We start from the raw sequence: 24,238 nt of genomic DNA on the forward strand, positions 1-24,238 counted from the left end.
TCCGACAGGAGGCCGTCCACGCCCTCCCGGTCGGTGGTGTGGTCGTCCGCGAAACGACGGTCACCCGTCGCGTCCGGCACGTACTTCACACAGACGACGATCCTCAAGCTCATGAGCGGTATCTCCTGTCACGGGTGCACGGATGCACTGGATCCATGGCCTCAGGTCATGCCGAGGGTACTGAGTGCCAAGTCCGGCCCGGCCGCGACCCATGCGCCGCAAGCGCCACCTGGACCGGCATGCCGTGTCGGCTCTCTTCGACTGGCGTCAGAGGCTCCACCGAGAGCTTACGGCACTCAGTACCCCTGGTAAAGGCACTCAGTACCCTTCCCGGTGGCCGGGGGCCCGGGGGCCGTCCACGGGCGTCGCCGCCGGTCCGCCGAGGGCCACGGCCGCCTCCCCCGTGTAGACGCGGAACGTCAACGACTCCTGAAGGTAGAGCCGAATGGAGTCGGCGTCGTGGGAGAGGTAGCCGACGGAGACGTCCTGACCGAGGAAGAGCTCGAAGTCACCGCCTCGGGTGGACAGCAGGAAGGCCCCCTCGATGGCGGGGGCCCAGATGATGTCGCCGTCCAGCAGGCGGGCGAGGTGGTTGTGGACGGGGTACCCGTGGTCGCTGGTCTCGTTGACGGCGGTGAAGGCCGCCGCGCCGAGCAGGAGTGAGTACGGCCCGCCGACCCCGGCCAGGCGCAGCGCCGTGAGGGCGCGGCTGACGGCCTCGGGGTACTCGCGGACGTCCTCGGGGAGTCGGACCGACGGGTTGCCGGAGGCGGCCCGGATGCCCTCGATGGCGGCGGCGTCGTACCCCTCGAAGACGGCGCGGTCCTCGGCGAGGGCCAGGGTGCGGGCTGCGTCCTTGGCGGGCTGCCAGTCGGAGTCCCGGGAGCCGCGTTCGACGGCGTCCACGGCCGAGCGGGCGACGGTGAAGGGGACGCGCAGCTCGACCACCGGGCGGCTGGCGCGGGCGTGCGCCTGGACCCCGTCGAGGGGCGGTTCGAGGTCGGTCAGGTGGCCGGTGCCGACGGCGGCCAGGGTGGCGCCCTCGGGGCCGTGCAGGTCGACCACCCGGCGGCCGGCGATGTGCAGCTTGAAGGTCTGACGGGCCTCCTCCTCGATCTCCTCCCACGCGGCGGCGGAGATCGGGGCGAGGTCCCGGTGGAGGTTGTTCATGCGCGGGTCCTGTTCAGGGGGTCTGCTTGAGGCTGCCGATGCCGAGCGAGCCGTCCCCGGCACGATCGGGGGCGGGGTCGGGGTCGGGGTCGGCAGCGGGGGCGACGGGCGCGGGCGACGGGGAGTCCAGGAAGTCGGCGGTCGGGACGAAGAACAGCGAGCCGGTGACGGCGGTGGAGAAGTCGAGCAGCCGGTCGGTGGTGCCCGGCGGGCGGCCGACGAACATGTTGCGCAGCATCTCCTCGGTGACCTCGGGGTCACGGGCGTAGCCGATGAAGTAGGTCCCGAACTCGCCGCCCCTGCCGGCCGAACCGACGGAGCCGGCCGAACCGAAGGAGCCGAACGGCATGTTGAAGCGGACGATCTGCCGCTCCTCGCCGTTCGGGCCGGTCAGGGTGGTGAGTGCGACGTGCGAGTCGGCGGGCTTGGCGTCGTCGTCGAACTCGATGTCGGTGAGCTTGGTCCGGCCCACCGCCCGCTCCTGCACGTCCACGCCCAGCGCGTTCCACTTGTCCAGGTCGTGCAGGTACTTCTGGACGATGACGTAGCTGCCGCCGGCGAAGTCCGGGTCCTCCTCCCCCACCACGGCGGCGGTCTCGGCGGCCCTGCCCTCGGGGTTCTCGGTGCCGTCCACGAAGCCGAGCAGGTCCCGGTCGTCGAAGTACTTGAAGCCCTGGACGGAGTCGACCGCGGTGGCCGCCCCGGCGAGCCGGTCGGTGATCCGGGTGGCCAGTTCGAAGCAGAGGTCCATCCGGGCTGCCCGCAGGTGCAGCAGCAGGTCGCCGGGGGTGGCCGGGGCCCGGTGGCGGGGGCCGGCCACCTCGCGGAAGGGGTGCAGCCCGGCGGGCCTGGGGCCGGTGAAGAGCCGGTCCCAGGCGTCGGAGCCGATGCCGGTGACGCAGGTGAGACCACCCTCGGGGGCTCGGAAGCCGACGGCCCGGCGCAGTCCGGCGAGGTCGGGCAGCAGCTCGCGCACGGCGTCCTCGCCGCCGGGTTCGACGGTGAGGACCAGGAAGACGGCCGCGCTGGTCAGCGGGGAGAGCACGGCCTGCGGTTCGGGCTGCATGGAAGCGCTCCTCCTCACGACGCCCGGGTGGCTTCCCACTCGGCGCGGTGGTCGGCGGATCTCCGCCTCACGCAGCCGGCTCGCGACGGGTGCCCCCGCAGCGGTGTGCACAGAGCGTGATGGATCAGTGCCAATCCGATCATGCCAATGATTACATCGCATAGCGGACAGTTCGGCACGGTCGACACACAGCCGAACGGCCCTGCCGGAGGGTGCTCCGGCAGGGCCGTTGGGGTGGTCCGCCCCTAGCCCCGCAGCGCCGCCAGCTGCTCGGCGAAGGGCACCACCTGCTCGGGCAGCGAGTCCCTCAGCCGTTGGTGCCGCGCCGCCGGGCCGCGGCCGGCCAGCAGGGCCGCCAGCTCGCCCGCCGCGCGGTCGATCCGGCCCGGCAGGTCGTCGGTGAGCGCGTCGCCCGCCGTACCCCAGTCGCCGGTGGCCGCGTACACGGCGGTCGGCAGCACCACCGCGCGCAGGTGGCTGAACAGCGGCCGGACGGCGTGCTCCAGGGCGAGCGAGTGCCGGGGCGTCCCGCCGGTGGCGGCGATCAGCACCGGCTTGCCGGTCAGCGCGTCCTGGTCGATCACGTCGAAGAAGGACTTGAACAGGCCGCTGTAGGAGGCCGTGAAGATCGGCGTCACCGCGATCACCGCGTCCGCCTCCGTCACCGTGTCGATCGCCTCGCGCAGCGCGGCGGCCGGGAAGCCGGTGACGAAGTTGTTGGCGATGTCCACGGCGAGGTCCCGCAGTTCGACTACGGCGACCTCCACCTCCCGACCGTCCAGGGCGAGTTGCCGTACGGTCGACTCGGCGAGCCGGTCCGCCAGCAGGCGCGTCGAGGACGGCTTGCTCAGCCCGGCGCTCACCACCGCCAGCTTGAACACGGTCACTTGGCCACCTCCGCCTTCTCGTCGTCGGCCTTCTCCTCGTCGGCCTTCCCGTCGCGGGCCGCGACCAGCGCAGCGTGGGTCGGCCCGTCCGGCACCTCGGCCGGGCGGCCCTTGGCGAACTCCTCGCGCAGCACCGGCACGACCTCCCCGCCGAGCAGGTCCAACTGCTCCAGTACGGTCTTCAGCGGCAGCCCGGCGTGGTCCATCAGGAACAGCTGGCGCTGGTAGTCGCCGAAGGTCTCGCGGAAGGTCAGCGTCTTCTCGATGACCTCCTGCGGGCTGCCTACGGTCAGCGGGGTCTGCTCGGTGAACTCCTCCAGCGACGGCCCGTGCCCGTACACCGGCGCGTTGTCGAAGTACGGACGGAACTCGCGCACCGCGTCCTGGGAGTTCCTGCGCATGAACACCTGCCCGCCGAGACCGACGATCGCCTGCTCGGGCGTGCCGTGGCCGTAGTGGGCGTAGCGCTCGCGGTAGAGGTTGACCAGCCTCCGGAAGTGCTCCTTGGGCCAGAAGATGTTGTTCGCGAAGAAGCCGTCCCCGTAGTAGGCGGCCTGCTCGGCGATCTCCGGGCTGCGGATCGAGCCGTGCCAGACGAACGGCGGGACGTCGTCCAGCGGGCGCGGGGTGGAGGTGAAGCCCTGCAGCGGGGTGCGGAAGCGGCCCTGCCAGTCCACGACCTCCTCGCGCCACAGCTGGTGCAGCAGCGCGTAGTTCTCGACCGCGAGCGGGATGCCCTGGCGGATGTCCTTGCCGAACCAGGGGTAGACCGGGCCGGTGTTGCCGCGGCCCATCATCACGTCCACCCGGCCCTCGGCGAGGTGCTGGAGCATCGCGAAGTCCTCGGCGATCTTCACCGGGTCGTTGGTGGTGATCAGTGTGGTCGAGGTGGAGAGGATGATGCGGTCGGTCTGCGCGGCGATGTAGCCGAGCATGGTCGTCGGCGAGGACGGGACGAACGGCGGGTTGTGGTGCTCGCCGGTCGCGAAGACGTCCAGGCCGACCTCCTCGGCCTTGCGCGCGATGGCCGTCATCGCCTTGATCCGCTCGTGCTCGCTCGGGGTGCGGCCGGTGGTCGGGTCGGGGGTGACGTCGCCGACGGTGAAGATTCCGAACTGCATGCTGCTCACCACACTCCAGATGGTTCCAGGTCGTTCAACTTTCAACCACCTTAGCATCCGGACGGGGCTCGCTATTCCCCTGTGCTCCCGCCGCTCCCGCCGCTCCCGCCGACAACGGAAGGCGGGGCACCGACAATGGGAGGAGGGCTCCGGAAGGCGGCAAACGATGGCGCCGTACATCGCGGTGAGCGCACTGAGCCACGAGGGCCTGGTGCGGGAGCACAACGAGGACAGCCTCACGGTCGGGCCGTGGACGCTCTGCGCCACCGTGACCACCAACCCGCAGACCCTGCTCTTCCCGCTCGGCCCGCCCTGCGTGGTCGCGGTGGCCGACGGCCTGGGCGGCCACCCCGGCGGCGAGGTGGCCAGCGCCCTGGTCGCCCGCCGGCTGGCCCTCGCCGGGGGCGGACTGGACGGCGAGGAGGCCGTCCGGGACGAGCTGCAGGAGTGCAACCGGGCGGTGTACGCGGCCGCGGCCGGGGCGCCGGAGCTGGCCGCGATGGGCACCACGGTCGCCGGGCTGGTGCTGCTGCCCGAGCAGGCGGTGGCCTTCAACGTCGGCGACAGCCGGGTCTACCGGATCACCGGGGACGGACTGCACCGGGTCAGCGTGGACGACAGCCCGCCGCTGCCGCCCGGCCGGCGCACCACCTCGATGGTCACCCAGACCCTGGGCGGCTCGCTCGGGCTCACCTTCGTCGAGCCGCATGTGCGGGCCGCGCCACTGGCCACCGGCGACCGCTACCTGGTGTGCAGCGACGGGCTGACCGACCCGGTGCCCGAGGAGGAGCTGGCCGAGTTGCTCGCCCGGCCGTACGAGGGGTCGGAGCGGGCCGACGGGAGGGCCGCGTTCGACCTGTGGAAGGCGGCGATCGAGGCGGGCGGGCCGGACAACATCACCCTGGCGCTGGTGCAGATCGGCGACTGACCGCCGGGGCACGGTCGGCCCCGGGCACACGGAACCGCCCCGGCGGGGTGCCGGGGCGGTTCGCCGGGCCGATCAGAACTGGCTCGTGACGTTCACCCCGCTGAAGCCCTGCTGGGCGTAGAGGCTGAAGTAGACGTACCCGGCCGGCGGGTTGGTGACGGTCAGCGTCTCGGAGTTGTCCGGGCCCGCCGAGCGTGCCGCGTAGGCGTTGGTGTACGCCCAGCTGCCGGGGTTGTAGTAGAGGTCGGCGTTGCCCGTCCCGCCGCTGGTGGTGATCTTCACCTGCTGGGTGCCGGCCGGCACCAGGAGGTAGAAGTGGGCGTAGTTGCCGGTGGTGGCGGCGACGTTGCTGCGGCCGCAGTTCGCGCCCAGCTGGCGGGTGTCGGCGGCGGTGCACTCGGGCACCTTCGGGACGGTCGGGGTGGTGGCGCAGGCGCCGTTCGCGCAGGCGGTCAGCCAGCTGTCGAAGTCGGCGTCGTAGCCGGTGCCGATGGTGGTCTTGAGCAGGGTGCGGGCGCCGTTCCAGTCCCCCACCCGGTACTTGGCGAGCACGGCGTCCACGTCGGCACGGTGCTGCTCCAGCATGTAGCGGACGGCGAGGTAGCCCCAGCGGTAGACCCGCTCCTGGTCGCCGTAGACGGTGTCGAAGAGGTCGCTCAGCTTGTAAGTGTGCCGGGCGGCCGCGGCGACGGCGCCGTCGTTGGTGACCTGGCGGTACGAGTAGGAGACGTACTCGGCGAAGCCCTCGACCCACCAGACGGTCGGGGTGGACATCCCGGCGTTGAAGTCGCCGTACATGTCGAAGCGGCCGTCGAGGTAGTGGGTGTACTCGTGGTTGAGGTTCCAGATCTGGAACGCCGGGCGGACCCACTCGGCCTCGTAGCAGAGGAAGCGCGGCTGGTTGCCGACGGCGGCCGGGTCGCCCTCCAGGTAGATGCCGCCGTTGTTGGTGTCGATGCCGTAGATGGCGGCGGCGAGCACCTGGTAGTCGAAGGAGGAGTGGAAGACCACGACCTCGATGGTGTCATTGTGGTCGTCCTTGACCGGACCGTCGTCCCGGACCACCGAGTGGAAGTAGGCGTCCTGGCCGGTCAGGCTGGTGCAGGCGGTGGTGAGCTGGGCGCTGTCCAGCGCCTGGGCGATCAGCCTGATGCTCTGGCTGCAGGTGTAGTTCACCTTCAGCACACCGGACTTGAGCTGGTCGGCGGCGTTGCAGGTGCCGTAGTACGAGCAGTTGGCGGCGTCGTAGTAGCCGACCGACTCGGCGACCGCGGCCCACTGGTAGACCATGCGGCCGCTCGGCGCGGCCTGCGCGGCCAGCGCCTGGGCGAGCGGACGGACCTTGGCCTGGAGCCCGGGGTACTTCAGGAAGCGACCCAGCTCCTTGGCGGAGTTGTACTCCAACACGCCGTAGGCGCCGCCGACTTGGTCCTCGTTGCGGGCCACGAAGCCGGACAGCGCGTCCAGCACGCTCGGGTCGGCCTCGACGGCCGCCTCGAAGCCGGTCAGCTGGTGGCCGCGGAACAGTACGGTGAACGCCGGGTTCACCGCCCACGCCATGCCGACCGGGTTCCAGGTGGCGCTGACGTAGTCGTTCAGCAGCTGCCTGACCACCCACAGGTAGCGGATGTTCTCCTGGGCGCTGTCGATCAGGGTGACGGCCTCGCCCAGGATGGCCGCGTTGGCCGAGCTGACGTCACGCGAGTGGGCACTGGCGAAGAAGGCGTCCAGCGCGGCGCGGATCGCGGTCTGCAGGGTGGTGCCGTAGGTGCCGACGTCGCCCGAGTGGTACCACTGCACGAAGTAGCCGGCGCGCAGGTAGAGCACCAACTGCCCGACGGCGGTGCTGTCGTCGCCCGGGTAGCCGGCCGAGGCGTCGCGCAGCGCGTACGCCACGGTGGTCATCTGCTCCTCGCGGAACGCGCCGCCGGCGTCGGTGCCGGTGAGCTGGAACAGCTGGTTGATGCACTGGGTGTCGACGGAGGTGATCTGCTGGACCAGCGCGCTGCCGGTCCGACCGGTGAAGTCGCCGACGTTGCAGGCCGATTGGGCGGCCAGGCCGGCCGCCTTCACGGACGGGCGGGCCTCGGCCGGGCGGGTGTCCAGCGGGAGCGGGGAGCGCCGGTCGGCGGAGGCGAACCGCCCTTCGCCGTCGGCGCTTTCGGGCGTGCCGGTGGCCGGCTGGGGGGCCGGGCCGGTGGGGGCGGGCGCGGCGCCGCCGCGGGCGGCGGCGGGGGTGGCGTGGCCGCTCGGGGCGAACAGGCCGATCGCCAGGACCAGGGTCAGGGCGAGCGTTAACAGTCGTGCCAGCTGCGGAAGTCGCAGCAGACGTGCGGGACTCACGTGGAGGCCTCCGGGCCGTCGTCGGCCGCGGCTCGGGGCGCGGCCGGTGGGGGCGAGGACCGTTGGCGACGGCGCCGCGTGGGGCGGCGCTGTCGTGGACACGGCAGGGGATGTGACATGTACCATGGCACACATCACATACCCCTGGGAAGCCTCCGGATTGTGCGCGGTTTGCGCGGGAAACGCGCGGAGGCCGTGGCGGCGATCGGCCACCACGGCCTCCGGACAGGCGAGTCGGGCTACTTGCGGAGCAGCAGGATCACCCCGGCGGTGGCCAGGCCGACCAGCACGGCGGCCACGCCGTAGGCCAGGCGATGCGCCCGCAGCACCGGCAGGAAGCGGTCCACCGCGTAGCGGCCCGGGCCGGTCAGCGCGAGGGCGGCGGCACCGGCCGTCAGCAGCAGCTCGTACTCGTTGCCCTTCGGGGCGAAGAAGCCGCCGCCCCAGACGACGGCGATCGCGTTGACCATCGTGCCGACGATCGCGGCGCCCGCCAGCGGGGTCAACAGGCCGACGGCCAGGCCCAGTCCGCCCAGCACCTCGGCGAGGCCGGCGACCACGGCCATCGCGTTGCCCGCCGGGTAGCCGCTCATGGTGAAGAACTGACCGGTGCCGTCGATGCCGCCACCGCCGAACCAGCCGAACAGCTTCTGACCGCCGTGCGCGGCCATGGTGAGGCCGATGGCCAGGCGCAGCAGCAGGAGGCCGGCGTCGTAGGCGTGCGGGGAGGTCGTCGCGGACCCGACGCCCTCCCGGACGGGGCGGACGGCGGGGGTGGTGGCGGCGGTCGTGCTCGGGCTGCTGCTCGGCATGCGCGTCTCCATCGATCGGGGTCGGTCGTCGGGGTGTGGTGATGCGACCGGGCGGATGACGGTGAACCACGCCTGTTGTTCAAATTTGAACCGGCCGCTCCTCGACCGTACCTTGGAGTTCGAATTTGAACAACTGACGGCCCGTGAGCGAGTCGCGGGCCCCGCCCGGACCGGGGCAGGGTGGAGACATGGCTCAACGCAGGCAACACCGACGGGCCGCCCGGTCCGGCACGCCCTACCCCGAGGCGCTGGCCGCCTTCGACGAACGGGTCCGGCTGGTCACACCCGACCAGTGGGACTCCCCCACCCCGTGCGCCGACTGGTCGGTCCGTGACCTGGTCAACCACCTCACCGGCGAGCAGCTCTGGGTGCCCGAGCTGCTGATGGGCGCCACCATCGCCGAGGTCGGCAGCCGCTTCGACGGCGACGTGCTCGGCCCGAACCCGGTCGCCGCCTGGACGGCCGCCGCCGAGGCCGCCCGGGAGGCCTTCGCCGTCCCCGGCGCCGCCGAGCTCACCGTCCACCTGTCCTTCGCGGACGTCTCCGGGCAGTACTACCTGGACCAGCTCACCACCGACCTGGTGGTGCACACCTGGGACCTCGCCGAGGGCATCGGGACCCGCACCCGGCTCCCGGCGGAGCTGGTGGACTTCGCGCTCGGCGAGATCAGCGGCTACGGGGACCTCTCCGGCAGCGGGCTGTTCGACCCGCCGCTGCCCGTCACCGAGGACGCGAGCGCGCAGGCCCGGCTGCTCGCCCTCACCGGGCGGCGCGACGGAGGGTGAGGCGGGTCGGAGCGGGCACGCCGGATACTGGAGGGTACGGGGGGGTACGTCCTTGATCCCGTACGAGAGGCGGGCACGCCATGAGCCGCAGGCCGGACATCCTCGGCGAGTTCACCGCCGACCACAAGGCGGTCACCGAGCTGCTCGACCGGGTCGAGGCCTCGGCGGCCGGCTCCGCCGAGCGCGGTGAGCTGGTGGCCCGGCTGACCGACCTGCTGTTCACCCACTGCTCCGCCGAGGAGGAGTACCTCTTCCCGGTCGTCCAGCACGACGTGCCCGACGGCGGGGCGCTGGTGTTCAGCAGCATCCACGACCACCTCGCGATCGGACAGTACCTCTCCGACCTGCAGGGACTCGGCCCGGCCGACCCGGCCTTCGACGCCCTGCTGAGCGGCCTCGCCGACACCCTCCGGCGACACCTGGCCGGTGAGGAGAAGCTGCTCTTCCCGGCCGCCCGCAAGGCCCTGCCCGCCGCGGCCCGGGCGGCGCTGGGCGAGCGGCTGCGGGCGGAGCGAGCCGAGGCCTGAGGAGGCCGCCGACCACCGGCGGAGCCTCCAACCCCGGCCCACGGGCCGATCAGGAACTGGGTGCGCCCACCCCGGCCGTGCCTGCACCGGGGTCGTACCCCCGTCGGCCTAGGCTGTGGGCGTCCCGGGCGGCCGGTGGGCCGTGGGAGTCGGGAGGGGCCCGGCGGCCGGGTGGGCGAGGAGGTTCGCGATGGGCAGCGGTGAGACGACCGCCGCGGTGCGCTGCGTGGCGGCCGTTCCGTGCTGGGTGAGCCTGATGGCCCGGGACCTGGAGAGCGCCGAGGAGTTCTACGGCCCGCTGCTCGGCTGGGACTTCGAGCCCGGGCCGGAGCGCTTCGGCCCGTACGTCCACGCGGTGACCGGCGGGGAGGCGGTGGCCGGGCTGGGGCTCGCCGGCCTCGGCGCCGTGCCGCTGGCCTGGACCAGCTACTTCGGAACGGAGAGCGCCGACGCCGCCGCCGACGCGGTGCGCGAGCGCGGTGCGACCCTGGCGGTCGGCCCGCTGCCCTTCGACGCCGGGCGGGTGGCCTTCGCGGCCGACCCGGCCGGGGCGGTGTTCGGCATCTGGGAGGGCCCGCTGGGCCGCGCCCGGAAACTCGACCTGCCGGGCGCACCGGTCTGGATCGAGCTGCGCACCCCGGACCCGTTCGCGGCGGCGCTGTTCTACGGCGAGGTGTTCCGCTGGGACGGCCGCGACCCGGAGCGCTTCGAGGTCCGCTGGGAGCACAACCGGGTGGTGCTGCGCGCCGAGGGGCACAGCGTCGCGGCGCTGGCCAGGGAACAGGCGGGCGGTCCGGCGGGCACACCGCCGCACTGGGAGGTCTCCTTCGCCGTCCCGGACACCGACCGGGCCCTGGCCCGGGCCCTGGAGCTGGGCGGCTCGGCGGTCGGCCCGGCCTTCGACTCCCCGTACGGGCGGGTGGCCCGGCTGCAGGACCGCGAGGGCGCCCGGTTCGCGGTGATCTGCCCGAAGGGCTGAGCGGCCGCGAGCGGCCGAGCGTTCTCGTAGCGGACGTCGTCGGACCGACTGCGAACGACGACCTCGGCGGAGTCCCGCCGGGTGGGGGTGGCGGGGGTGATGGCGGACGGGTCGAGGGAGAGGTGGGCAGCGGCGGTGTTGTGGTCCTCGGACTCGGAGGCGTTGGGCTCGGTGTAGTAGTCCTCGAAGTCCTCCTCGTCCTCGAAGTCGGCGGCGGTCAGCACCTCCTCCCACGCCAGCGGCTCGCCCGTCCACTCCGGGTCGTTGTAGCGCCAGTAGCCGCGGACGACGGCGCCGTCCTCGGCGGCCGCCCAGCAGAGGGCGTCGGAGAACTCGTCCCGGTAGTACACCTGGGCCCTGCCGCAGGCGGCGCTGAGGCGCTCGATGGTCTCGTGCAGCCACCAGGTGGTCTCCCGTAGCGGGCTCTCGGCGTAGATCAGGCGCCAGCCGGCGTACTCCGGGGTGACGAAGACCCGGTGGACGACGCCCTCCGGGGTGTGCTTGTCGTCGTACGTCTGGGTCGCCAGCCCGTAGCGCACCGGGACGGGTATCCGGTCGTGCAGGCCGAGCACCTCGAACGCGGCCTCGTACGCCGCGCCGGGGACGGCCAGCCACCAGTGGTCGGGCAGCCGGTCGGGCTCCTCGGCGACGAAGGCCTCCCGGGCCGCCCGCTCCAGTTCGGCGCGGTCGGTGCCGGCCGGGGCGCCGGCCAGCAGCACGTCCACGAAGGCCGCGAGCGCGGCGGGTTCGGGCAGGGTGGCGTCGATCACGGTGCTCATGGCGGCGACCCTGGTCGACGGGTCCGACAGTCCGTCAGCGCCCGTCGCGCGACCGGAGGCCGGGGTGGCGGCCGCCGGGGGTTCCGGAGGACCTCGTGGGAGAGGCTGAGGGTGTTCCGGAGGACGCGCAGGTGGCCGGCCGCCATGCGGTCGGCGGCGGACATCACGAAAGGAGTGTGGCGCAGGTCACAGCCTGGGCGGAAATTCCGGGGACGGATTCCCCGTTTCCGACTACGTTGGCAGAAGCGGGGAGAACTTCCCCGGTATCCTGGAGGAGCAGTCGCCATGACCACCGTCGCCGCCGAGTCGGCCCGTACCCCGGAGAGTGTGCGCGCGCCCAAGCTGCGCGCGGACGCGAGCCGGAACCGGGAGCGGATCGTGCTGGCGGCCCGGGACGTGTTCGTCGAACACGGCGCCGATGCGCCGCTGGACGAGATCGCGAAGCGGGCGGGGGTCGGCAATGCCACGCTGTACCGGAACTTCCCGGACCGGGTGGCACTGATCCGCGAGGTGGCGCTGCTCGTCAAGAACCGCATCCTGGCCCTCGCCGAGACGGCGGCGGCCGAGGCGGATGCGGGCGAGGGCGGCGGTCCGTTCGACGCTCTGCAGCGGTTCGTGCACGCGACCGTGGCGGAGAAGGTCGGCGGGCTCTGCGCCGTCTTCACCAGCACCATCGACCCCTACGACCCTGAGCTGACCGAGATCCGGGAGCGCCTGCGGACCGCCGTGAGCGGACTGATGGAACGCGCCCGGGCCGCGGGCGAACTGCGGTCCGACGTGGACCACGGGGACCTGTTCATCGCGATGAGCCAGCTGACCCGGCCGCTGCCGGGCACCTCCTGCGGGCTTCTCGACGAGTTCGTCCACCGGCACCTGCAGCTGCTCCTGGACGGCCTGCGCGCGCCGGCCCGTTCGGTCCTGCCCGGCCGCCCCGCGACCTTCGAGGACTTCCGACCCCAGGACTGACCCACCACCTGGACCGACACCACTGATCCGACCCACCAGCCCCCTACCGTCGCGCCGCCGACCGGCACCGCCCGGACGCCTTCGCGCGCCCGCACCCCGCATCTGAGTCCGTGCGGCAACCTGCCGTTCCCGTACGGCAGTTGACCGTTCTCGCACGCCACGCACCGTGAAGTGAGTACCCCCATGCCTGAAACCGACGCCCGCCCGGCGACGCTGCCCGATCCCCGGCGCTGGAAGGCGCTGATCTTCATCGGCCTCGCCCAGCTGATGGTCGTCCTCGACGCGACCATCGTGAACATCGCCCTGCCCTCCGCCCAGAAGGACCTGGGCATCACCGACGGCAACCGCCAGTGGGTGATCACCGCCTACGCGCTGGCCTTCGGCGGCCTGCTGCTGTTCGGCGGCCGGATCGCGGACCTCTGGGGCCGCAAGCGGACCTTCGTGGTCGGCCTGACCGGCTTCGCCCTCGCCTCCGCACTCGGCGGCGCCGCGGCCAACACCACGATGCTGCTCGGCGCCCGCGCCCTGCAGGGCGTGTTCGGCGCGCTGCTCGCACCGGCTGCGCTGTCGCTGCTCGCGGTGACCTTCACCGAGGCCAAGGAGCGCGCCAAGGCCTTCGGCATCTACGGTGCGATCGCCGGTGGCGGTGGCGCCATCGGCCTGATCCTCGGCGGCCTGCTGACCGAGTACATGAACTGGCGCTGGACCTTCTTCGTCAACATCCCGTTCGCCATCGTGGCCGCCGCCGGCGCCGTCATGGTGATCCGCGAGCCCGCCGAGGGCCGCAACCGCAACAAGCTGGACGTCCCCGGCGTGCTGCTGGTGACCACCGGTCTGGTCTCGCTGGTCTACGGCTTCACCCGCGCCGAGTCCAGCGGCTGGACGGCCGGCAGCACCCTGGCCCTGTTCGCCGCGGCCGCCGTGCTGCTGACCGCCTTCGTCCTGGTGGAGCGCGGGGTCAAGGCCCCGCTGCTGCCGCTGCGCGTGGTGCTCGACCGCAACCGCGGCGGGGTGTACCTGTCGCTGGGCATGGCCGTGATCGGCATGTTCGGTCTGTTCCTCTTCCTGACCTACTACCTGCAGATCGTGCTCGGCTACAGCCCGGTGCTGACCGGTGTCGCCTTCCTGCCCATGGTGGCGGGCATGATCACCGGCTCGACCCAGATCGGCGCCCGGCTGATGACCCGGGTCCCGGCGCGCTACCTGATGGCGCCCGGCTTCCTGACCGCCTCGGTCGGCATGTTCCTGCTGACCCACATCGGTCTGGACACCTCGTACCCGGCGCTGATCCTGCCCGGCCTGATCCTGATGGGCCTCGGCATGGGTACCGCCTTCATGCCGGCCATGAGCCTCGCCACGCACGGCGTCCAGCCGCGTGACGCGGGTGTGGCCTCCGCCATGGTCAACACCTCGCAGCAGGTCGGCGGCGCCATCGGCACCGCGCTGCTGAACACCATCGCGGCCAGCGCCACCAGCAGCTGGGTGGCCTCGCACGCCACCGCCGCCGCGGCCACCTCGCCGGCGGCCGCCAAGGCCCTGCAGTTCGGGGGCATGGTGCACGGCTTCTCGACCGCGATCTGGGTGTCCTTCGGGATCCTGGTGGCGGCCGCCGCGGTCGCCTTCACCTTCGTCAACGCCGGCCGGCCCGGCGCGGCGGGTGCGGGTGCCGGTGCGGGCTCGGACGCCGCGAAGAGCGACGAGGTACCGGTGCTGGTGCACTGACCCTCCCGGGGTACCGCCCGTCCCGGGCGATGCGGGTGCGTACGCGGCCCGTCCGGTGTCCTCCACGACACCGGGCGGGCCGCTCGCGTTCCCGGGCACCGTGCCCCACCCCCCGAAGTGGAAGTGGGGATCACTCCCCGATTATGGTGACCCCAGCATGAATCGGGGAATGATCCCCGCTTCCATCGGACTGAGGTGCGTGCACATGACCCGGAATCAGAACCCAGGGCGGGGGCAGCGGGCCGCCGACTGGGCGGACGGCCGGCTGGGGATCTACACCCTGGCCAGGGCCAACCTGCGGAAGATCTTCCCGGACCACTGGTCCTTCATGCTGGGCGAGATCTGCCTCTACACCTTCCTGATCATCATCCTGACCGGCGTCTGGCTGACGCTGTTCTTCAAGCCCTCCATGGGCGAGGTCGTCTACAACGGGTCGTACGTCCCGCTCAAGGGCATCGGCATGTCCGAGGCGTACGCCTCGACCCTGGACATCAGCTTCGAGGTCCGTGGCGGTCTGCTGATCCGGCAGATCCACCACTGGGCCGCCCTGGTCTTCGTGGCCGCGATGCTGGTCCACATGATGCGCGTGTTCTTCACCGGCGCGTTCCGCAAGCCGCGCGAGATCAACTGGGTCTTCGGCTTCCTGCTGCTGGTCCTGGGCATGTTCGACGGCTTCTTCGGCTACTCGCTGCCGGACGACCTGCTGTCGGGCACCGGTATCCGCTTCATGGAAGGCGCGATCCTCGCAACGCCGCTGGTCGGCAGCTACCTGCAGATGTTCCTGTTCGGGGGCGAGTTCCCCGGCCACGACATCGTGCCCCGGTTCTTCACCATCCACGTGCTGCTGATCCCGGGCATCATGCTCGGCCTGCTGGTGGCGCACCTGGTCCTGGTCTTCCACCACAAGCACACCCAGTGGGCGGGCCCGGGCAGGACCGAGAAGAACGTCGTCGGCATGCCCCTGATGCCGGTCTACATGGCCAAGGCCGGTGGCTTCTTCTTCCTGGTCTTCGGCCTCATCGCCGCCATCTCGGCGATCGCCTCGATCAACCCGATCTGGGCCTACGGCCCGTACCGTCCGGACCAGGTGTCGACCGACGCCCAGCCCGACTGGTACATGGGCTTCGCCGAGGGCCTGGTGCGCGTCATGCCGGGCTGGGAGATCAACCTGTGGGGCCACACCCTGAACCTGGGTGTCTTCCTCCCCGTCATGGTGATCTTCCCACTGGTCCTCGGCGCGATCGCGGTCCACCCGTTCATCGAGGCCTGGGTGACCGACGACAAGCGCGAGCATCACCTGCTCGACCGGCCGCGCAACGCGCCGGTGCGCACCGCGCTCGGGGCGGCCTGGATCAGCGTCTACCTGGTGATGCTCGCGGGCGGCGGCAACGACCTGATCGCCACCCATCTGCACCTGTCACTGAACGCGATCACCTACGCGGTCCGGGTCGGCTTCTTCGTCATCCCGGTGGCTGTGTTCGTGATCACCAAGCGCTGGTGCCTCGGCCTGCAGCGACGGGACCGGGACAAGGTGCTGCACGGGCGGGAGACCGGCGTGATCAAGCGGCTGCCGCACGGCGAGTTCACCGAGGTGCACGCCCGGCTCGCACCCGCCGAACTGCACCGGCTGACCGCACACGAGCAGCCCCGCCCCCTCGAACCGCCGCCCGCGGTGGACGAGAATGGAGTGGCAAACCCCGCGGGTGCGCTCACCCGCACCCGCGCGAGGCTGTCCCGCGGGTTCCACGGCGGGCACGCGCGGATCCCCAGGCCCACCGCCGAGGAGTACCGCGGGATCACCGAGGGCCACGGGCACTGACCGGCCCCCACGCCAGAGGGAGGACATCGTGCACGACCGAACCGACCAGCTCGCCGACAACAGGTACCTCCTGCTGACCACCTTCGGTGACGACGGAAGCCGGGTGGACTCCCAGCTCTGGGTGGTGTCCGACGGCACGGCGCTCGGCGTCTGGACCCCCGCCCACTCCGGCGAGGCCGAGCGGATCCGGCGCCACCCCCGGGTGCTGATCGGCCCCTGCGACGCCCACGGGCGCCCCACCGGCCGCCGACTCCCGGCCCGCGCACGACTCTGCGACCCCGAGACGACGGCGAGCTACCGCACCTCACTGATCAACAAGTACGGCCTGACGGCACTGATCGCGCTGGCCCGCAGCCGGTTCCGGGTGGGGCTGGCGGGGACGGTCGGGATCCGGATCACGCTGAACGAGCTGGAGCAGCGGCTGGTGGGGCCGGAGTGGCGGCCGCCGGCGACGTACTGCGTCAACTGACGTGCCGCGTCAACTGACGGCCGCTCGGGTCAGAACCCGTCGTCCGGCGCCCTGGCCAGGTCCCCCGGCTCACAGGCCTCCCGGCCGGTCCCCACGTGCACGACCTTGACCGTCCGCTCGGGGCCGCCCGGGACGACCCGCTGCTCGTGCCCGCAGCGCGGGCAGATCAGCGGGATGCGCGGGCGGTACGGTTCCCGTCCGGCCTGGTCTCCACCCAGGTGCGGGGCGGTCACGTCAGCGGGTGGGTCGGGACCGGGCTGACGTCCTGGATCTCGCCGTGGGCCTTGGTGAGCAGCTGCGAGGCGAGGTCGTTGAGCGCGCGGGCGCCCGCGATCTCTTCCCCGACCCGCAGCTGTTCCGGGTCGGAGGGGTGGCGGCTGCTGTAGCCGTGGGCGCGCAGTTCGGTCCCGTCGCCGAGCCGGAGCAGGGCGGCGGCGGTCGTGCGCGGGCCCTCCTCGCGGAACTCCATCTCGATGTGCCAACCGACCAGAGTCTGCATGGCGGATCACCTCCATCGGTTACTCCTCCAGAGTGCGCCGCACCCAGCGTGAACACCAGAGCAGCCGGAGCGGGGGCGAGTTGAACGCGTTCAAGTCAGCGGCGTAGAGTCGACTTCGAAGCTCGTTTGAACGCGTTCAAGAGGGGGTTCGCCCGCCGTGGACAAGGGCACGACGGAACTGGTGGACCTCCTGGTCCTGCTCGGCATGGGCGCCGTCCTGCCACTCGGCCTGGCGCTGATCGACGAACCCGGGCTCGCCCGGATCCGCCGGCTCTGGCCGCTCGCCGCCGTCCTCGGAGCGCTCTCGCTCTGGCTGCCGCGCGGCGCCCTCGCCACCGGCCCGGCGGTCGTCCACGCGCTCGGCACCCTGGCCATCGCCCTGCACGCGCCACTGCGGCTGGCCCGGACCCGCTCGCTCGCCCCCGCCGAGGTCGCGGTGCTCACCGCGCTGGCCACGCCCTCGGTGGCCGGGGTCGCCCTGGCCGCCGAACGCTCGGACTACCCGCTGTTCGGCTTCGAGCCGCACGTCCTGGCGCTGACCGTCCCGCACTTCCACTACGCCGGGTTCACCGCCGCGCTGGTCGCCGGACTGGTCTGCCGGGCCGACCCCGCCTCCCGGCCGGCCCGCTGCGCGGCGCTCAGCGTTCCGGCGGGCACCCTGCTGGTGCTGGCCGGTTACTTCCTCGGCAACTGGTGGCAGTTCGCCGGAGCCGTCGTGCTGACCACCGGGATGTGGCTGGTCGGCCTGGTCAGCTGGCGGGAGCTGCGCCCCCGCGCGGGCGACGCGGCCACCGCCCGGCTGCTGGCCGCCTCCTCGGCCGTGCCGGCGCTCACCATGCTGCTCGCCCTGTGGTGGGCGTTCGGCCGCGCCGCCGGACTCCCCCACCCCACCCTGGCCTGGATGGCCGCCACCCACGGCCTCGGCAACGCGCTCGGCTTCGCCCTCTGCGCGCTCCTCGCCTGGCGCCGGATCAACACCGCCGCGCAGATTGCCCGATGAACGACTACAGCTGTCCCGAGCAGGGCGCCGGCCGCACCGGCGAGCTGCCCGCCGGGTACCGGCGTAAATCGGTTGGTGCCGTGGCCCGCGGCCCCGGCATCATCGGCGGGTGACATCGATGCAGCCGGTCCTGGAGATGGAAGCCCCCGACGAGGACTTCACGCTCTGGCCCACGGGCTCGTTCGAGCCGTACGGATTCCTGGTGCTGGACGGGAGGTTGACGCCGGAGGACGTCGGCTCGGCGGTGTGGCGGATCGCCGGCGCCAACGAGGAAGCCCCCGAGGAGGGCGAGCTGACCGACCCGCTGGACGCCTTCCTGTACGGGCTGCTCACCGCCGAGGACCTGATCGCCCACGGCGGCTTCCGGGTGACGGACACCGCCACCGGCGCCGTCTTCGCACCCGGCTGCTGCAACGGCCTGGAGGAGTGGCGCGACTGGCTGGAGGTGACCGACGGCTCCGGCAAGGCCCGGTTCGGCCACGGACGCGTCCCACAGGCCGAACGCCTCGACGGCGTGGTGCGGTTGACGGCGGACGTCGAGGCCGAGGACAGCGCGGTGATCGAGCTGCCGGTGGACGAGCTGCGCCGACTGCTCGCCGGTGCGGAGCAGGACCTGCGCGACTTCGTCCGGCTGGCGGGCGGCTGGGCCGAGCGGCGGCTCCCCGGGCAGGCCGCCGCCGTCACCGCCGCGCTGGCCCGGGCGTTGGACCTGGCGGAACGGGCGGATCCGGCGTGACCAGCTTCCTCACCCGCCGTGCCCGCGTCCTCGACACCTCCCTCCCGCCGTACCGGCGCCACAGCGCCCTGCGCACCTGCCTGACCTGCTTCGCCCCCTACGGCCTGCGCGCCACCTACCACCACCTCACCGTCAGCGCCCGGATGCCCCGGCTGCTGGAGGCCGACCCGGACTCGCTGGTACGCGCGGTGGAGGAGCTGCACGAGGCGCGGCAACTGTGGGCGGCCAGGCTGGAGGAGTACAAGGCGCAGCGGCAGGCGGAGAAGCGGGCCGCGTACGTGATCAAGCACCCGCTGCGCTGACTCCGCCCTGGTGGGGCGGGCATGGCGGGTCAGGCACGGTGGGTCAGGCATGGTGGGTCAGGCGTGGTGCGCGGGCACGGCGACCAGCAGGGCGCCGGTGTTCTGGACCCGCACCTCGAAGTGGTCGATGTCGCCCGGCTGGAGGGCCGCGCCGCCGATGGTGTGCACCGCGCCCTGGCCGGCCGGCCCGCCGTAGCCGGCTGCCGGGACGCTCCAGGTGGTGACCGTCTGGCGCTCGCCGGTGTGCGAGACGGCGACCAGGCTGCAGGTCAACGGGCCCTGTACGCCGGAGAGTTGCAGGCTGACCTGGCTGCCCCAGGTCGTGCTGTCCACGCCGACGGTGGCCTTGGCGCCGGTGCCCGGGTCGGTGGCACTGAACTGCTCGGCGACGGCGACCACCGCGGGGGCGCCGTCGGCGGTGAGCACCGCGGCCGTGACGGCCGGGCCCGCCGCGACCATCGCGGTCGCGGCCAGGGCGAGCACCAGCCGCCGTACCCGGCCCCGCCGCCGGACGGTCGTGACCTCGGCGACCAGCCGGTCCAGGAGCCGCGGGTCCGGGCGCGGGGCGGGCTCGGCCGGGTTCAGCCCGGCGGCCGTCGCCGACTCGGCGTAACCGGCCAACACCGGCTCCAGGAAGCCGAGTCGGCCCACCTGCTCGGTGCACTGCGGGCAGTCGGCCAGGTGCCGCTCGAAGGCGGCGCGCTCGGCGGGCTCCAGCAGGCCGAGGACGTACGCGCCGGCGTCGACGTGCTCGGCGCTGGCGGGCACATCGGGGAGACCGGGGGCGCGGTCGGGTCCGTCGGGGTCGGCGCCGGAGGGCTTGGTCACGATGTCACTCCCCGTTCCTCCAGCGCGAGCCTGAGCGAGCGCAGTGCGTAGAACACCCGCGACCGTACGGTGCCGGCCGGGATGCCGAGTTCGGCGGCCGCCTCCTTGGCGGTGCGGCCCTTCAGGTAGGTCTCGACGATGACCTCGCGGTGCGCGGGCGAGAGGTCACCGAGCGCGTCCGCGACGGTCATCATCCGCAACGCCCGGTTCATCTCGTCCTCGGCGGGCAGCTGCTCCAGCGCCGCCGCGCCCACCTCGCGCGGCCGGGCGCGGGCGCTGCGGTGGTCGTCGATGACGATCCGCCGGGCGACGGTGATCAGCCAGGGTCGCAGCGAGCCGGCCTGCGGGTCGAGCCGGTGAATGTTGCGCCAGGCCCGGAACAGCGTCTCCTGGACGACGTCCTCGGCCCGCTGCCGGTCCCCCGCGACCAGGTGGAGCACGAAGCCGAAGAGCGGACCGGCGTGCTCGCGGTACAGGGCCCGCATCAACTCCTCGTCCGCGGCCCCCGCTCCGTGCGCGGCCCGGCCGCCGACGGGATGCTCCTCGGTCACCACTACATCGTTGCGCACCCGTGCCTCCCGGGCGAGAGCGGTCGACATCGGTCAGTACCCGTAACCGGGGGAGCCGGGCGCCGGGGTGGGGTTCGAGGACGCCGGGGTGCCGCGCATCCGGTCGGTGCCGGCCATCGCCCTGGCGCCGCTCGGGGTCGGCGCGAACCAGGCGCCGGCCACGCCCTGGCCCCTGGTGTCGCCGGGCTTGCTGTCCGACGAGTGGCGGTAGACCGGCCGGCCGGCCGTTGCGGGTGACCCGCTCGGTGCCGTCGGAGCGGGTGACGCTGCCGACCGGCTCGCTGTCGACGCCCCGGACCGGACACCCTTCTGTACGGTCGGTGGTGGCCCCGTGCTCGATCCGGAAGGGCCTCGGAATACCCCGGCGGGCATCACCGTTGTGTGCGGCAGATGGTCCGTACCGCCACCTTCGGAAGGGAAGGATTCGCGAGATGAGCAACACGGTCGAGCTGACCAAGGAGAACTTCGACGAGATCGTCCCGGGCCCGGAGGGCAAGGACTTCGTCTTCATCGACTTCTGGGCCGCGTGGTGCGGGCCGTGCCGCCAGTTCGCCCCGGTGTACGAGAAGGCCGCCGAGCGCCACCCGGACCTGGTCTTCACCAAGGTCGACACCGAGGCGCAGCAGGAGCTGGCCGCCGCCTTCGGCATCCAGTCGATCCCGACGCTGGCGATCATCCGCGAGGGCGTGCTCGTCTTCTCGCAGCCCGGCGCACTGCCGGAGGCGGTGTTCGAGGACCTGATCGGCCAGGCCCGCAAGCTGGACATGGCCGAGGTGAAGCGCAAGGTCGCGGAGGAGCAGGCGGCCGACGGCCAGGCCTGACCGGTCCCGCCTGAGGGCCTGGGGAGCGATGTCTCCCCGGGCCCTCGTCATGACGGCTGCCCGCCCTCCTGCTGCCGACCCGCCTGCCCGCCCTCCTCCTGCCCGCCCTCCTCGCCCCAGGCGGCGAGCCGGGCCGCGAGTGCCCGGGACCTCCGCCCGCAGCTCGGCGGGCTCGCGCACGGTGAACGGCCGGCCCAGGCCGGCCAGCAGCACCGCGACGCCGTCCAGGTTCTGCGCCCGGGCCCGCAGCAGCACCCGCTCCTCGGCGAGTTCGGTGAGGGTGCCGGCGGCGGGCGGCAGCCGGCGACGGGCCCGAGCTGCGCCCGGCCAGCAGGCCGAGGACCACCGAGGCGGCCTCGTCGGGGTTGAGCATCAACGGCGGGAGCCGGTAGCCGGGCAGCAGGCGGTAGCCGCCGTAGCGGCCGCGCTCGGCCTGGACCGGGATGCCGAGTTCGGCCAGGCGCGCGGTGTAGCGGCGGATGGTGCGCTCGTCCACGTCGAGCCGGGCGGCCAGTTCGGCGCCGGTCGGGCCGGGGCGGTCCTGGAGCAGTTCCAGCAGGGCGAGCACACGGCTGACCGGGTGTTCCACCGGGGCGTTCCTTCCTTGCCCTGACATCCGGGCGGGATCTGTCCGGATTCGATCCTAGAGTCGGCGGTGACGGAGGCCCCACCGACGAAGGAGCGATCCACCATGAGCACGTTCGTACTGGTCCCCGGGTTCTGGCTCGGCGCCTGGGCCTGGGACGAGGTCGCCGCGCCGCTGCGCGCGGCCGGACACGAAGTCCACCCGGTGAGCCTGCCCGGGGTGGCCGAACGGGCCTGCGAGCAGGGCGACTTCGGACTGGAGGACCACATCGCCGACCTGGCCGAGCTGCTGGTGCGCGAGGACCTGTGGGACGTCGTGCTGGTCGCGCACAGCGGCGCCTGCGCCCCGGTGGGCGGGGTCGCGGACCGGATGCCGGAGCGGATCCGCCGGGTGGTCTACCTGGACAGCGGCCCGATGATCGACGGCGGTTCGCTGGACGACCTCTGGCAGCCCGACTACCGCGAGGCCGCCGAGGCCACGGTGGTCGACGGCCGCCTGCCGATGCCGCCCTGGGACGTCATCGCCGCCCACGGCGCCAGCATCGAGGGCCTGGACGAGGCCACCCTGGCCCGGGTCGGCGCGCGGGTCACCCCGCAGCCGGCCGGGACGTTCCGGGACCGGCTGCGGCTGACCGGCGCCGGGGCGGCGCTGCCGCAGGCACTGGTGTCCTGCTCCTTCCCGATCGACCGGGTGCGGGCGATGATCGCGGCCGGCCACCCGTGGTTCGTCGGGATGGACGGGCCGAACTGGGAACTGCGCGAACTGCCCACCGGGCACTGGCCGATGTTCTCCCGCCCGGCCGACACGGCCGCGCTGCTGGCGGAGCTCGCGGCAATCTGACCCCGTCCGCGTGTTCGCCCGCGCGAAGGCCCGTCCACGTCGCAGGATGGGCCCACGCCACGCCCGGGTACGGGTGGGCGTACGGGAGCACGGGCAGCCGCAGCCCCCGCCCCGGGGCGGGGTGGCCATCGAGACCACGGAGGACGGGACATGACCAGCAACACCGCCGAGGAGTACGACGTCATCGTTCTGGGCGCGGGCCCGACCGGCGAGAACGTGGCGGACCGTACGGTCGCCGCCGGGCTGCGCACGGTGATCGTGGAGGCCGAACTGGTCGGCGGCGAGTGCTCGTACTGGGCCTGCATGCCGAGCAAGGCGCTGCTGCGCCCGGCGGCCGCGCTGACCGACGCCCGCTCGGTGGGCGGCGCCCGGGAGGCGGTGGGCGACGGGCGGCTGGACGCGGCCGCGGTGCTGGCCCGGAGGGACTCCTTCACCTCGAACTGGAAGGACGACGGCCAGGTGCGGTGGCTGCGGGACACCGGCATCGAGCTGGTCCGCGGCCACGGCCGACTGGCGGGGGTGCGGACCGTCACGGTCGAGCAGGAGGACGGCAGCGAGCGGGTGCTCACCGCCCGGCACGCCGTCGCCGTGTGCACCGGCAGCCGCCCGGTGCTTCCCGCCGGGGTGCCCGGGCTGGCGGAGGCGCACCCGTGGACCAACCGGGAGGCGACCGGCTCGCCGACCGTCCCCGGGCGGCTGGCCGTGGTCGGCGGCGGGGTGGTCGGGGTCGAGATGGCCACCGCCTGGCGGGCGCTCGGCGCCGAGGTCGTCCTGCTGGTGCGCGGCGACGCGCTGCTGCCGCGGATGGAGCCCTTCGCCGGCGAGCTGGTCGCCGAGCGGCTGCGGGAGGCGGGGGTGGACCTGCGCTTCGCCGCCGTGGTCACCGCGCTGGAGCGGGCCGGGGCCGCCGGGCCCGCCGTGCTGACGCTCTCCGACGACCAGCAGCTGACCGTCGACGAGGTGCTCTACGCGACCGGCCGGGCCCCGCGCACCGCCGACATCGGGCTGGAGCAGGTCGGGCTGCGGCCGGGCGGCTGGCTGGAGGTGGACGACAGCTGCACGGTGCTCGGGGTGGACGGCGAGTGGCTCTACGCCGCCGGGGACGTCAACCACCGGGCGCTGCTCACCCACCAGGGCAAGTACCAGGCCCGGATCACCGGCGCGGCGATCGCCGCCCGCGCCGAGGGGCGCCCGCTGGACACCTCGCGCTGGGGCGCGCACTCCGCGTCCGCCGACCTGGCGGGCGCGCCGCAGGTCGTGTTCACGCAACCGGAGGTCGCCGCCGTCGGCCTGACCCTGGCGGCGGCCGAGGAACTCGGGCTGCGGGTCAGGGCCGTGGACCACGAGATCGGCTCCGTCGCCGGGGCCTCGCTGTACGCCGACGGCTACCGCGGCCGGGCCCGGGTGGTCTACGACCTGGACCGGGAGGTGATCGTCGGCGCCTGCCTGGTCGGGCCCGCCGTCGCCGAGCTGCTGCACTCGGCCACCGTCGCGGTGGTCGGAGAGGTGCCGATCGACCGGCTCTGGCACGCCGTACCGGCGTACCCGACGATCAGCGAGGTGTGGCTGCGGCTACTGGAGGGCTGCCGCGGGTAGCCGTGCGGCCCGGGCGAGCGGCGCGGCGAGATGTGACCTTCGGTGGACGGCGGGACACTGGCAGTCGGGGAGGGCGTCCCGGGGGCCG

General features: G+C 73.1%; 25 protein-coding genes and 4 pseudogenes. 14 read left to right on the plus strand and 15 right to left on the minus strand.

The features are described 5' to 3' along the window. The 5 genes and pseudogenes from ABZW30_RS26820 to ABZW30_RS26840 all read right to left on the minus strand — a co-directional run. A pseudogene (locus ABZW30_RS26820) lies at positions 1–113 on the minus strand (electron transfer flavoprotein subunit beta); the annotation flags it as partial. 205 nt (positions 114–318) lie between these two features. Then, on the minus strand, positions 319–1,170 hold the full coding sequence (locus ABZW30_RS26825; protein ID WP_355673754.1) for a family 1 encapsulin nanocompartment shell protein: 852 nt from the start codon (positions 1,168–1,170) through the stop codon (positions 319–321). A 13-nt stretch (positions 1,171–1,183) separates the two neighbouring features. Next, positions 1,184–2,236, minus strand: coding sequence for a Dyp-type peroxidase (locus tag ABZW30_RS26830; RefSeq protein ID WP_355673755.1), 1,053 nt, complete (start codon positions 2,234–2,236; stop codon positions 1,184–1,186). Between the two features lie 245 nt (positions 2,237–2,481). Continuing rightward, the gene (locus tag ABZW30_RS26835) at positions 2,482–3,123 is read right to left on the minus strand and encodes an FMN reductase (protein WP_355673756.1); all 642 of its coding nucleotides are present in this window, start codon (positions 3,121–3,123) and stop codon (positions 2,482–2,484) included. Then, a complete protein-coding gene (locus ABZW30_RS26840; RefSeq protein WP_355673757.1) occupies positions 3,120–4,244 on the minus strand; it encodes an LLM class flavin-dependent oxidoreductase in 1,125 nt (374 codons plus the stop codon). Before ABZW30_RS26840 ends, ABZW30_RS26835 begins: the two co-directional genes overlap by 4 nt. A gap of 166 nt (positions 4,245–4,410) precedes the next feature. Between ABZW30_RS26840 and ABZW30_RS26845 the strand changes: the two genes are divergently transcribed. Then, entirely contained in the window at positions 4,411–5,172 is a 762-nt protein-coding gene (locus ABZW30_RS26845; RefSeq protein ID WP_355673758.1) for a PP2C family serine/threonine-protein phosphatase, read from the plus strand. A gap of 72 nt (positions 5,173–5,244) precedes the next feature. Here ABZW30_RS26845 and ABZW30_RS26850 read toward each other — a convergent pair whose 3' ends face one another. Continuing rightward, positions 5,245–7,515: a M9 family metallopeptidase gene (locus ABZW30_RS26850; protein WP_355673759.1), complete on the minus strand. Its 2,271-nt coding sequence runs from the start codon at positions 7,513–7,515 to the stop codon at positions 5,245–5,247. A 239-nt stretch (positions 7,516–7,754) separates the two neighbouring features. Continuing rightward, the gene (locus ABZW30_RS26855) at positions 7,755–8,327 is read right to left on the minus strand and encodes a DoxX family membrane protein (RefSeq protein WP_355673760.1); all 573 of its coding nucleotides are present in this window, start codon (positions 8,325–8,327) and stop codon (positions 7,755–7,757) included. Between the two features lie 188 nt (positions 8,328–8,515). Here ABZW30_RS26855 and ABZW30_RS26860 point away from each other — a divergent pair, with 188 nt between their 5' ends. The 7 genes from ABZW30_RS26860 to ABZW30_RS26890 all read left to right on the plus strand — a co-directional run bounded on the left by ABZW30_RS26860 (position 8,516) and on the right by ABZW30_RS26890 (position 16,373). Continuing rightward, positions 8,516–9,112: a TIGR03086 family metal-binding protein gene (locus ABZW30_RS26860; protein ID WP_355673761.1), complete on the plus strand. Its 597-nt coding sequence runs from the start codon at positions 8,516–8,518 to the stop codon at positions 9,110–9,112. An 80-nt stretch (positions 9,113–9,192) separates the two neighbouring features. Beyond that, complete coding sequence (locus ABZW30_RS26865) at positions 9,193–9,639, plus strand: hemerythrin domain-containing protein (protein ID WP_355673762.1); 447 nt, start codon at positions 9,193–9,195, stop codon at positions 9,637–9,639. Positions 9,640–9,829: 190 nt separating this feature from the next. Beyond that, on the plus strand, positions 9,830–10,618 hold the full coding sequence (locus ABZW30_RS26870; RefSeq protein ID WP_355673763.1) for a VOC family protein: 789 nt from the start codon (positions 9,830–9,832) through the stop codon (positions 10,616–10,618). 1,064 nt (positions 10,619–11,682) lie between these two features. Beyond that, positions 11,683–12,363, plus strand: a complete 681-nt coding sequence (locus tag ABZW30_RS26875) for a TetR/AcrR family transcriptional regulator (protein ID WP_355673764.1) — start codon at positions 11,683–11,685, stop codon at positions 12,361–12,363. Positions 12,364–12,546: 183 nt separating this feature from the next. Continuing rightward, on the plus strand, positions 12,547–14,085 hold the full coding sequence (locus tag ABZW30_RS26880) for an MFS transporter (RefSeq protein WP_355673765.1): 1,539 nt from the start codon (positions 12,547–12,549) through the stop codon (positions 14,083–14,085). 205 nt (positions 14,086–14,290) lie between these two features. Next, complete coding sequence (locus ABZW30_RS26885; protein ID WP_355673766.1) at positions 14,291–15,904, plus strand: ubiquinol-cytochrome c reductase cytochrome b subunit; 1,614 nt, start codon at positions 14,291–14,293, stop codon at positions 15,902–15,904. A gap of 28 nt (positions 15,905–15,932) precedes the next feature. Then, positions 15,933–16,373, plus strand: coding sequence for a PPOX class F420-dependent oxidoreductase (locus tag ABZW30_RS26890; protein ID WP_355673767.1), 441 nt, complete (start codon positions 15,933–15,935; stop codon positions 16,371–16,373). 29 nt (positions 16,374–16,402) lie between these two features. Here ABZW30_RS26890 and ABZW30_RS26895 read toward each other — a convergent pair whose 3' ends face one another. Together ABZW30_RS26895 and ABZW30_RS26900 are read right to left on the minus strand one after the other, a co-directional pair. After that, positions 16,403–16,606: a hypothetical protein gene (locus ABZW30_RS26895; RefSeq protein WP_355673768.1), complete on the minus strand. Its 204-nt coding sequence runs from the start codon at positions 16,604–16,606 to the stop codon at positions 16,403–16,405. Beyond that, a complete protein-coding gene (locus ABZW30_RS26900) occupies positions 16,603–16,872 on the minus strand; it encodes a DUF1876 domain-containing protein (protein WP_355673769.1) in 270 nt (89 codons plus the stop codon). Before ABZW30_RS26900 ends, ABZW30_RS26895 begins: the two co-directional genes overlap by 4 nt. A 157-nt stretch (positions 16,873–17,029) precedes the next feature. Between ABZW30_RS26900 and ABZW30_RS26905 the strand changes: the two genes are divergently transcribed. From ABZW30_RS26905 to ABZW30_RS26915, 3 genes are all read left to right on the plus strand, one after another. Then, positions 17,030–17,872 carry a YndJ family protein gene (locus ABZW30_RS26905; RefSeq protein WP_355673770.1) on the plus strand — a complete coding sequence of 281 codons (843 nt, stop codon included), beginning with the start codon at positions 17,030–17,032 and terminating at the stop codon, positions 17,870–17,872. 118 nt (positions 17,873–17,990) lie between these two features. Next, on the plus strand, positions 17,991–18,608 hold the full coding sequence (locus ABZW30_RS26910) for a hypothetical protein (RefSeq protein WP_355673844.1): 618 nt from the start codon (positions 17,991–17,993) through the stop codon (positions 18,606–18,608). After that, on the plus strand, positions 18,605–18,910 hold the full coding sequence (locus ABZW30_RS26915) for a hypothetical protein (protein WP_355673771.1): 306 nt from the start codon (positions 18,605–18,607) through the stop codon (positions 18,908–18,910). Before ABZW30_RS26910 ends, ABZW30_RS26915 begins: the two co-directional genes overlap by 4 nt. A gap of 57 nt (positions 18,911–18,967) precedes the next feature. On the opposite strand, the gene ABZW30_RS26920 is transcribed toward ABZW30_RS26915, so the two are convergent. The 4 genes and pseudogenes from ABZW30_RS26920 to ABZW30_RS26935 form a co-directional block, all read right to left on the minus strand. Next, positions 18,968–19,738, minus strand: a complete 771-nt coding sequence (locus ABZW30_RS26920) for a zf-HC2 domain-containing protein (protein WP_355673772.1) — start codon at positions 19,736–19,738, stop codon at positions 18,968–18,970. After that, a complete protein-coding gene (locus ABZW30_RS26925) occupies positions 19,735–20,307 on the minus strand; it encodes a sigma-70 family RNA polymerase sigma factor (protein WP_355673773.1) in 573 nt (190 codons plus the stop codon). The genes ABZW30_RS26920 and ABZW30_RS26925 overlap by 4 nt, the downstream gene beginning before the upstream one ends. A 33-nt stretch (positions 20,308–20,340) precedes the next feature. Next, complete coding sequence (locus ABZW30_RS26930; RefSeq protein WP_355673848.1) at positions 20,341–20,469, minus strand: hypothetical protein; 129 nt, start codon at positions 20,467–20,469, stop codon at positions 20,341–20,343. Positions 20,470–20,487: 18 nt separating this feature from the next. Continuing rightward, positions 20,488–20,679, minus strand: a pseudogene (locus tag ABZW30_RS26935) (hypothetical protein); the annotation flags it as partial. A gap of 50 nt (positions 20,680–20,729) precedes the next feature. Between ABZW30_RS26935 and ABZW30_RS26940 the strand changes: the two are divergent. Then, the gene (locus tag ABZW30_RS26940) at positions 20,730–21,128 is read left to right on the plus strand and encodes a thioredoxin domain-containing protein (RefSeq protein WP_355673845.1); all 399 of its coding nucleotides are present in this window, start codon (positions 20,730–20,732) and stop codon (positions 21,126–21,128) included. Between the two features lie 207 nt (positions 21,129–21,335). Here the strand turns inward: ABZW30_RS26940 and ABZW30_RS26945 are convergent. Next, positions 21,336–21,428 (minus strand): annotated as a pseudogene (locus ABZW30_RS26945) (hypothetical protein); the annotation flags it as partial. After that, positions 21,424–21,744, minus strand: a pseudogene (locus ABZW30_RS26950) (HTH domain-containing protein); the annotation flags it as partial. The pseudogenes ABZW30_RS26945 and ABZW30_RS26950, both read right to left, overlap by 5 nt. A 75-nt stretch (positions 21,745–21,819) precedes the next feature. Between ABZW30_RS26950 and ABZW30_RS26955 the strand changes: the two are divergent. Both ABZW30_RS26955 and ABZW30_RS26960 read left to right on the plus strand, forming a co-directional pair. Further along, complete coding sequence (locus ABZW30_RS26955) at positions 21,820–22,554, plus strand: alpha/beta hydrolase (protein WP_355673774.1); 735 nt, start codon at positions 21,820–21,822, stop codon at positions 22,552–22,554. A 150-nt stretch (positions 22,555–22,704) separates the two neighbouring features. After that, positions 22,705–24,150, plus strand: coding sequence for an NAD(P)/FAD-dependent oxidoreductase (locus tag ABZW30_RS26960; protein ID WP_355673775.1), 1,446 nt, complete (start codon positions 22,705–22,707; stop codon positions 24,148–24,150). Positions 24,151–24,238 lie beyond the last annotated feature (88 nt).

Source organism: Kitasatospora sp. NPDC004669, from assembly GCF_040609455.1.
Classification (GTDB): Bacteria; Actinomycetota; Actinomycetes; order Streptomycetales; family Streptomycetaceae; genus Kitasatospora.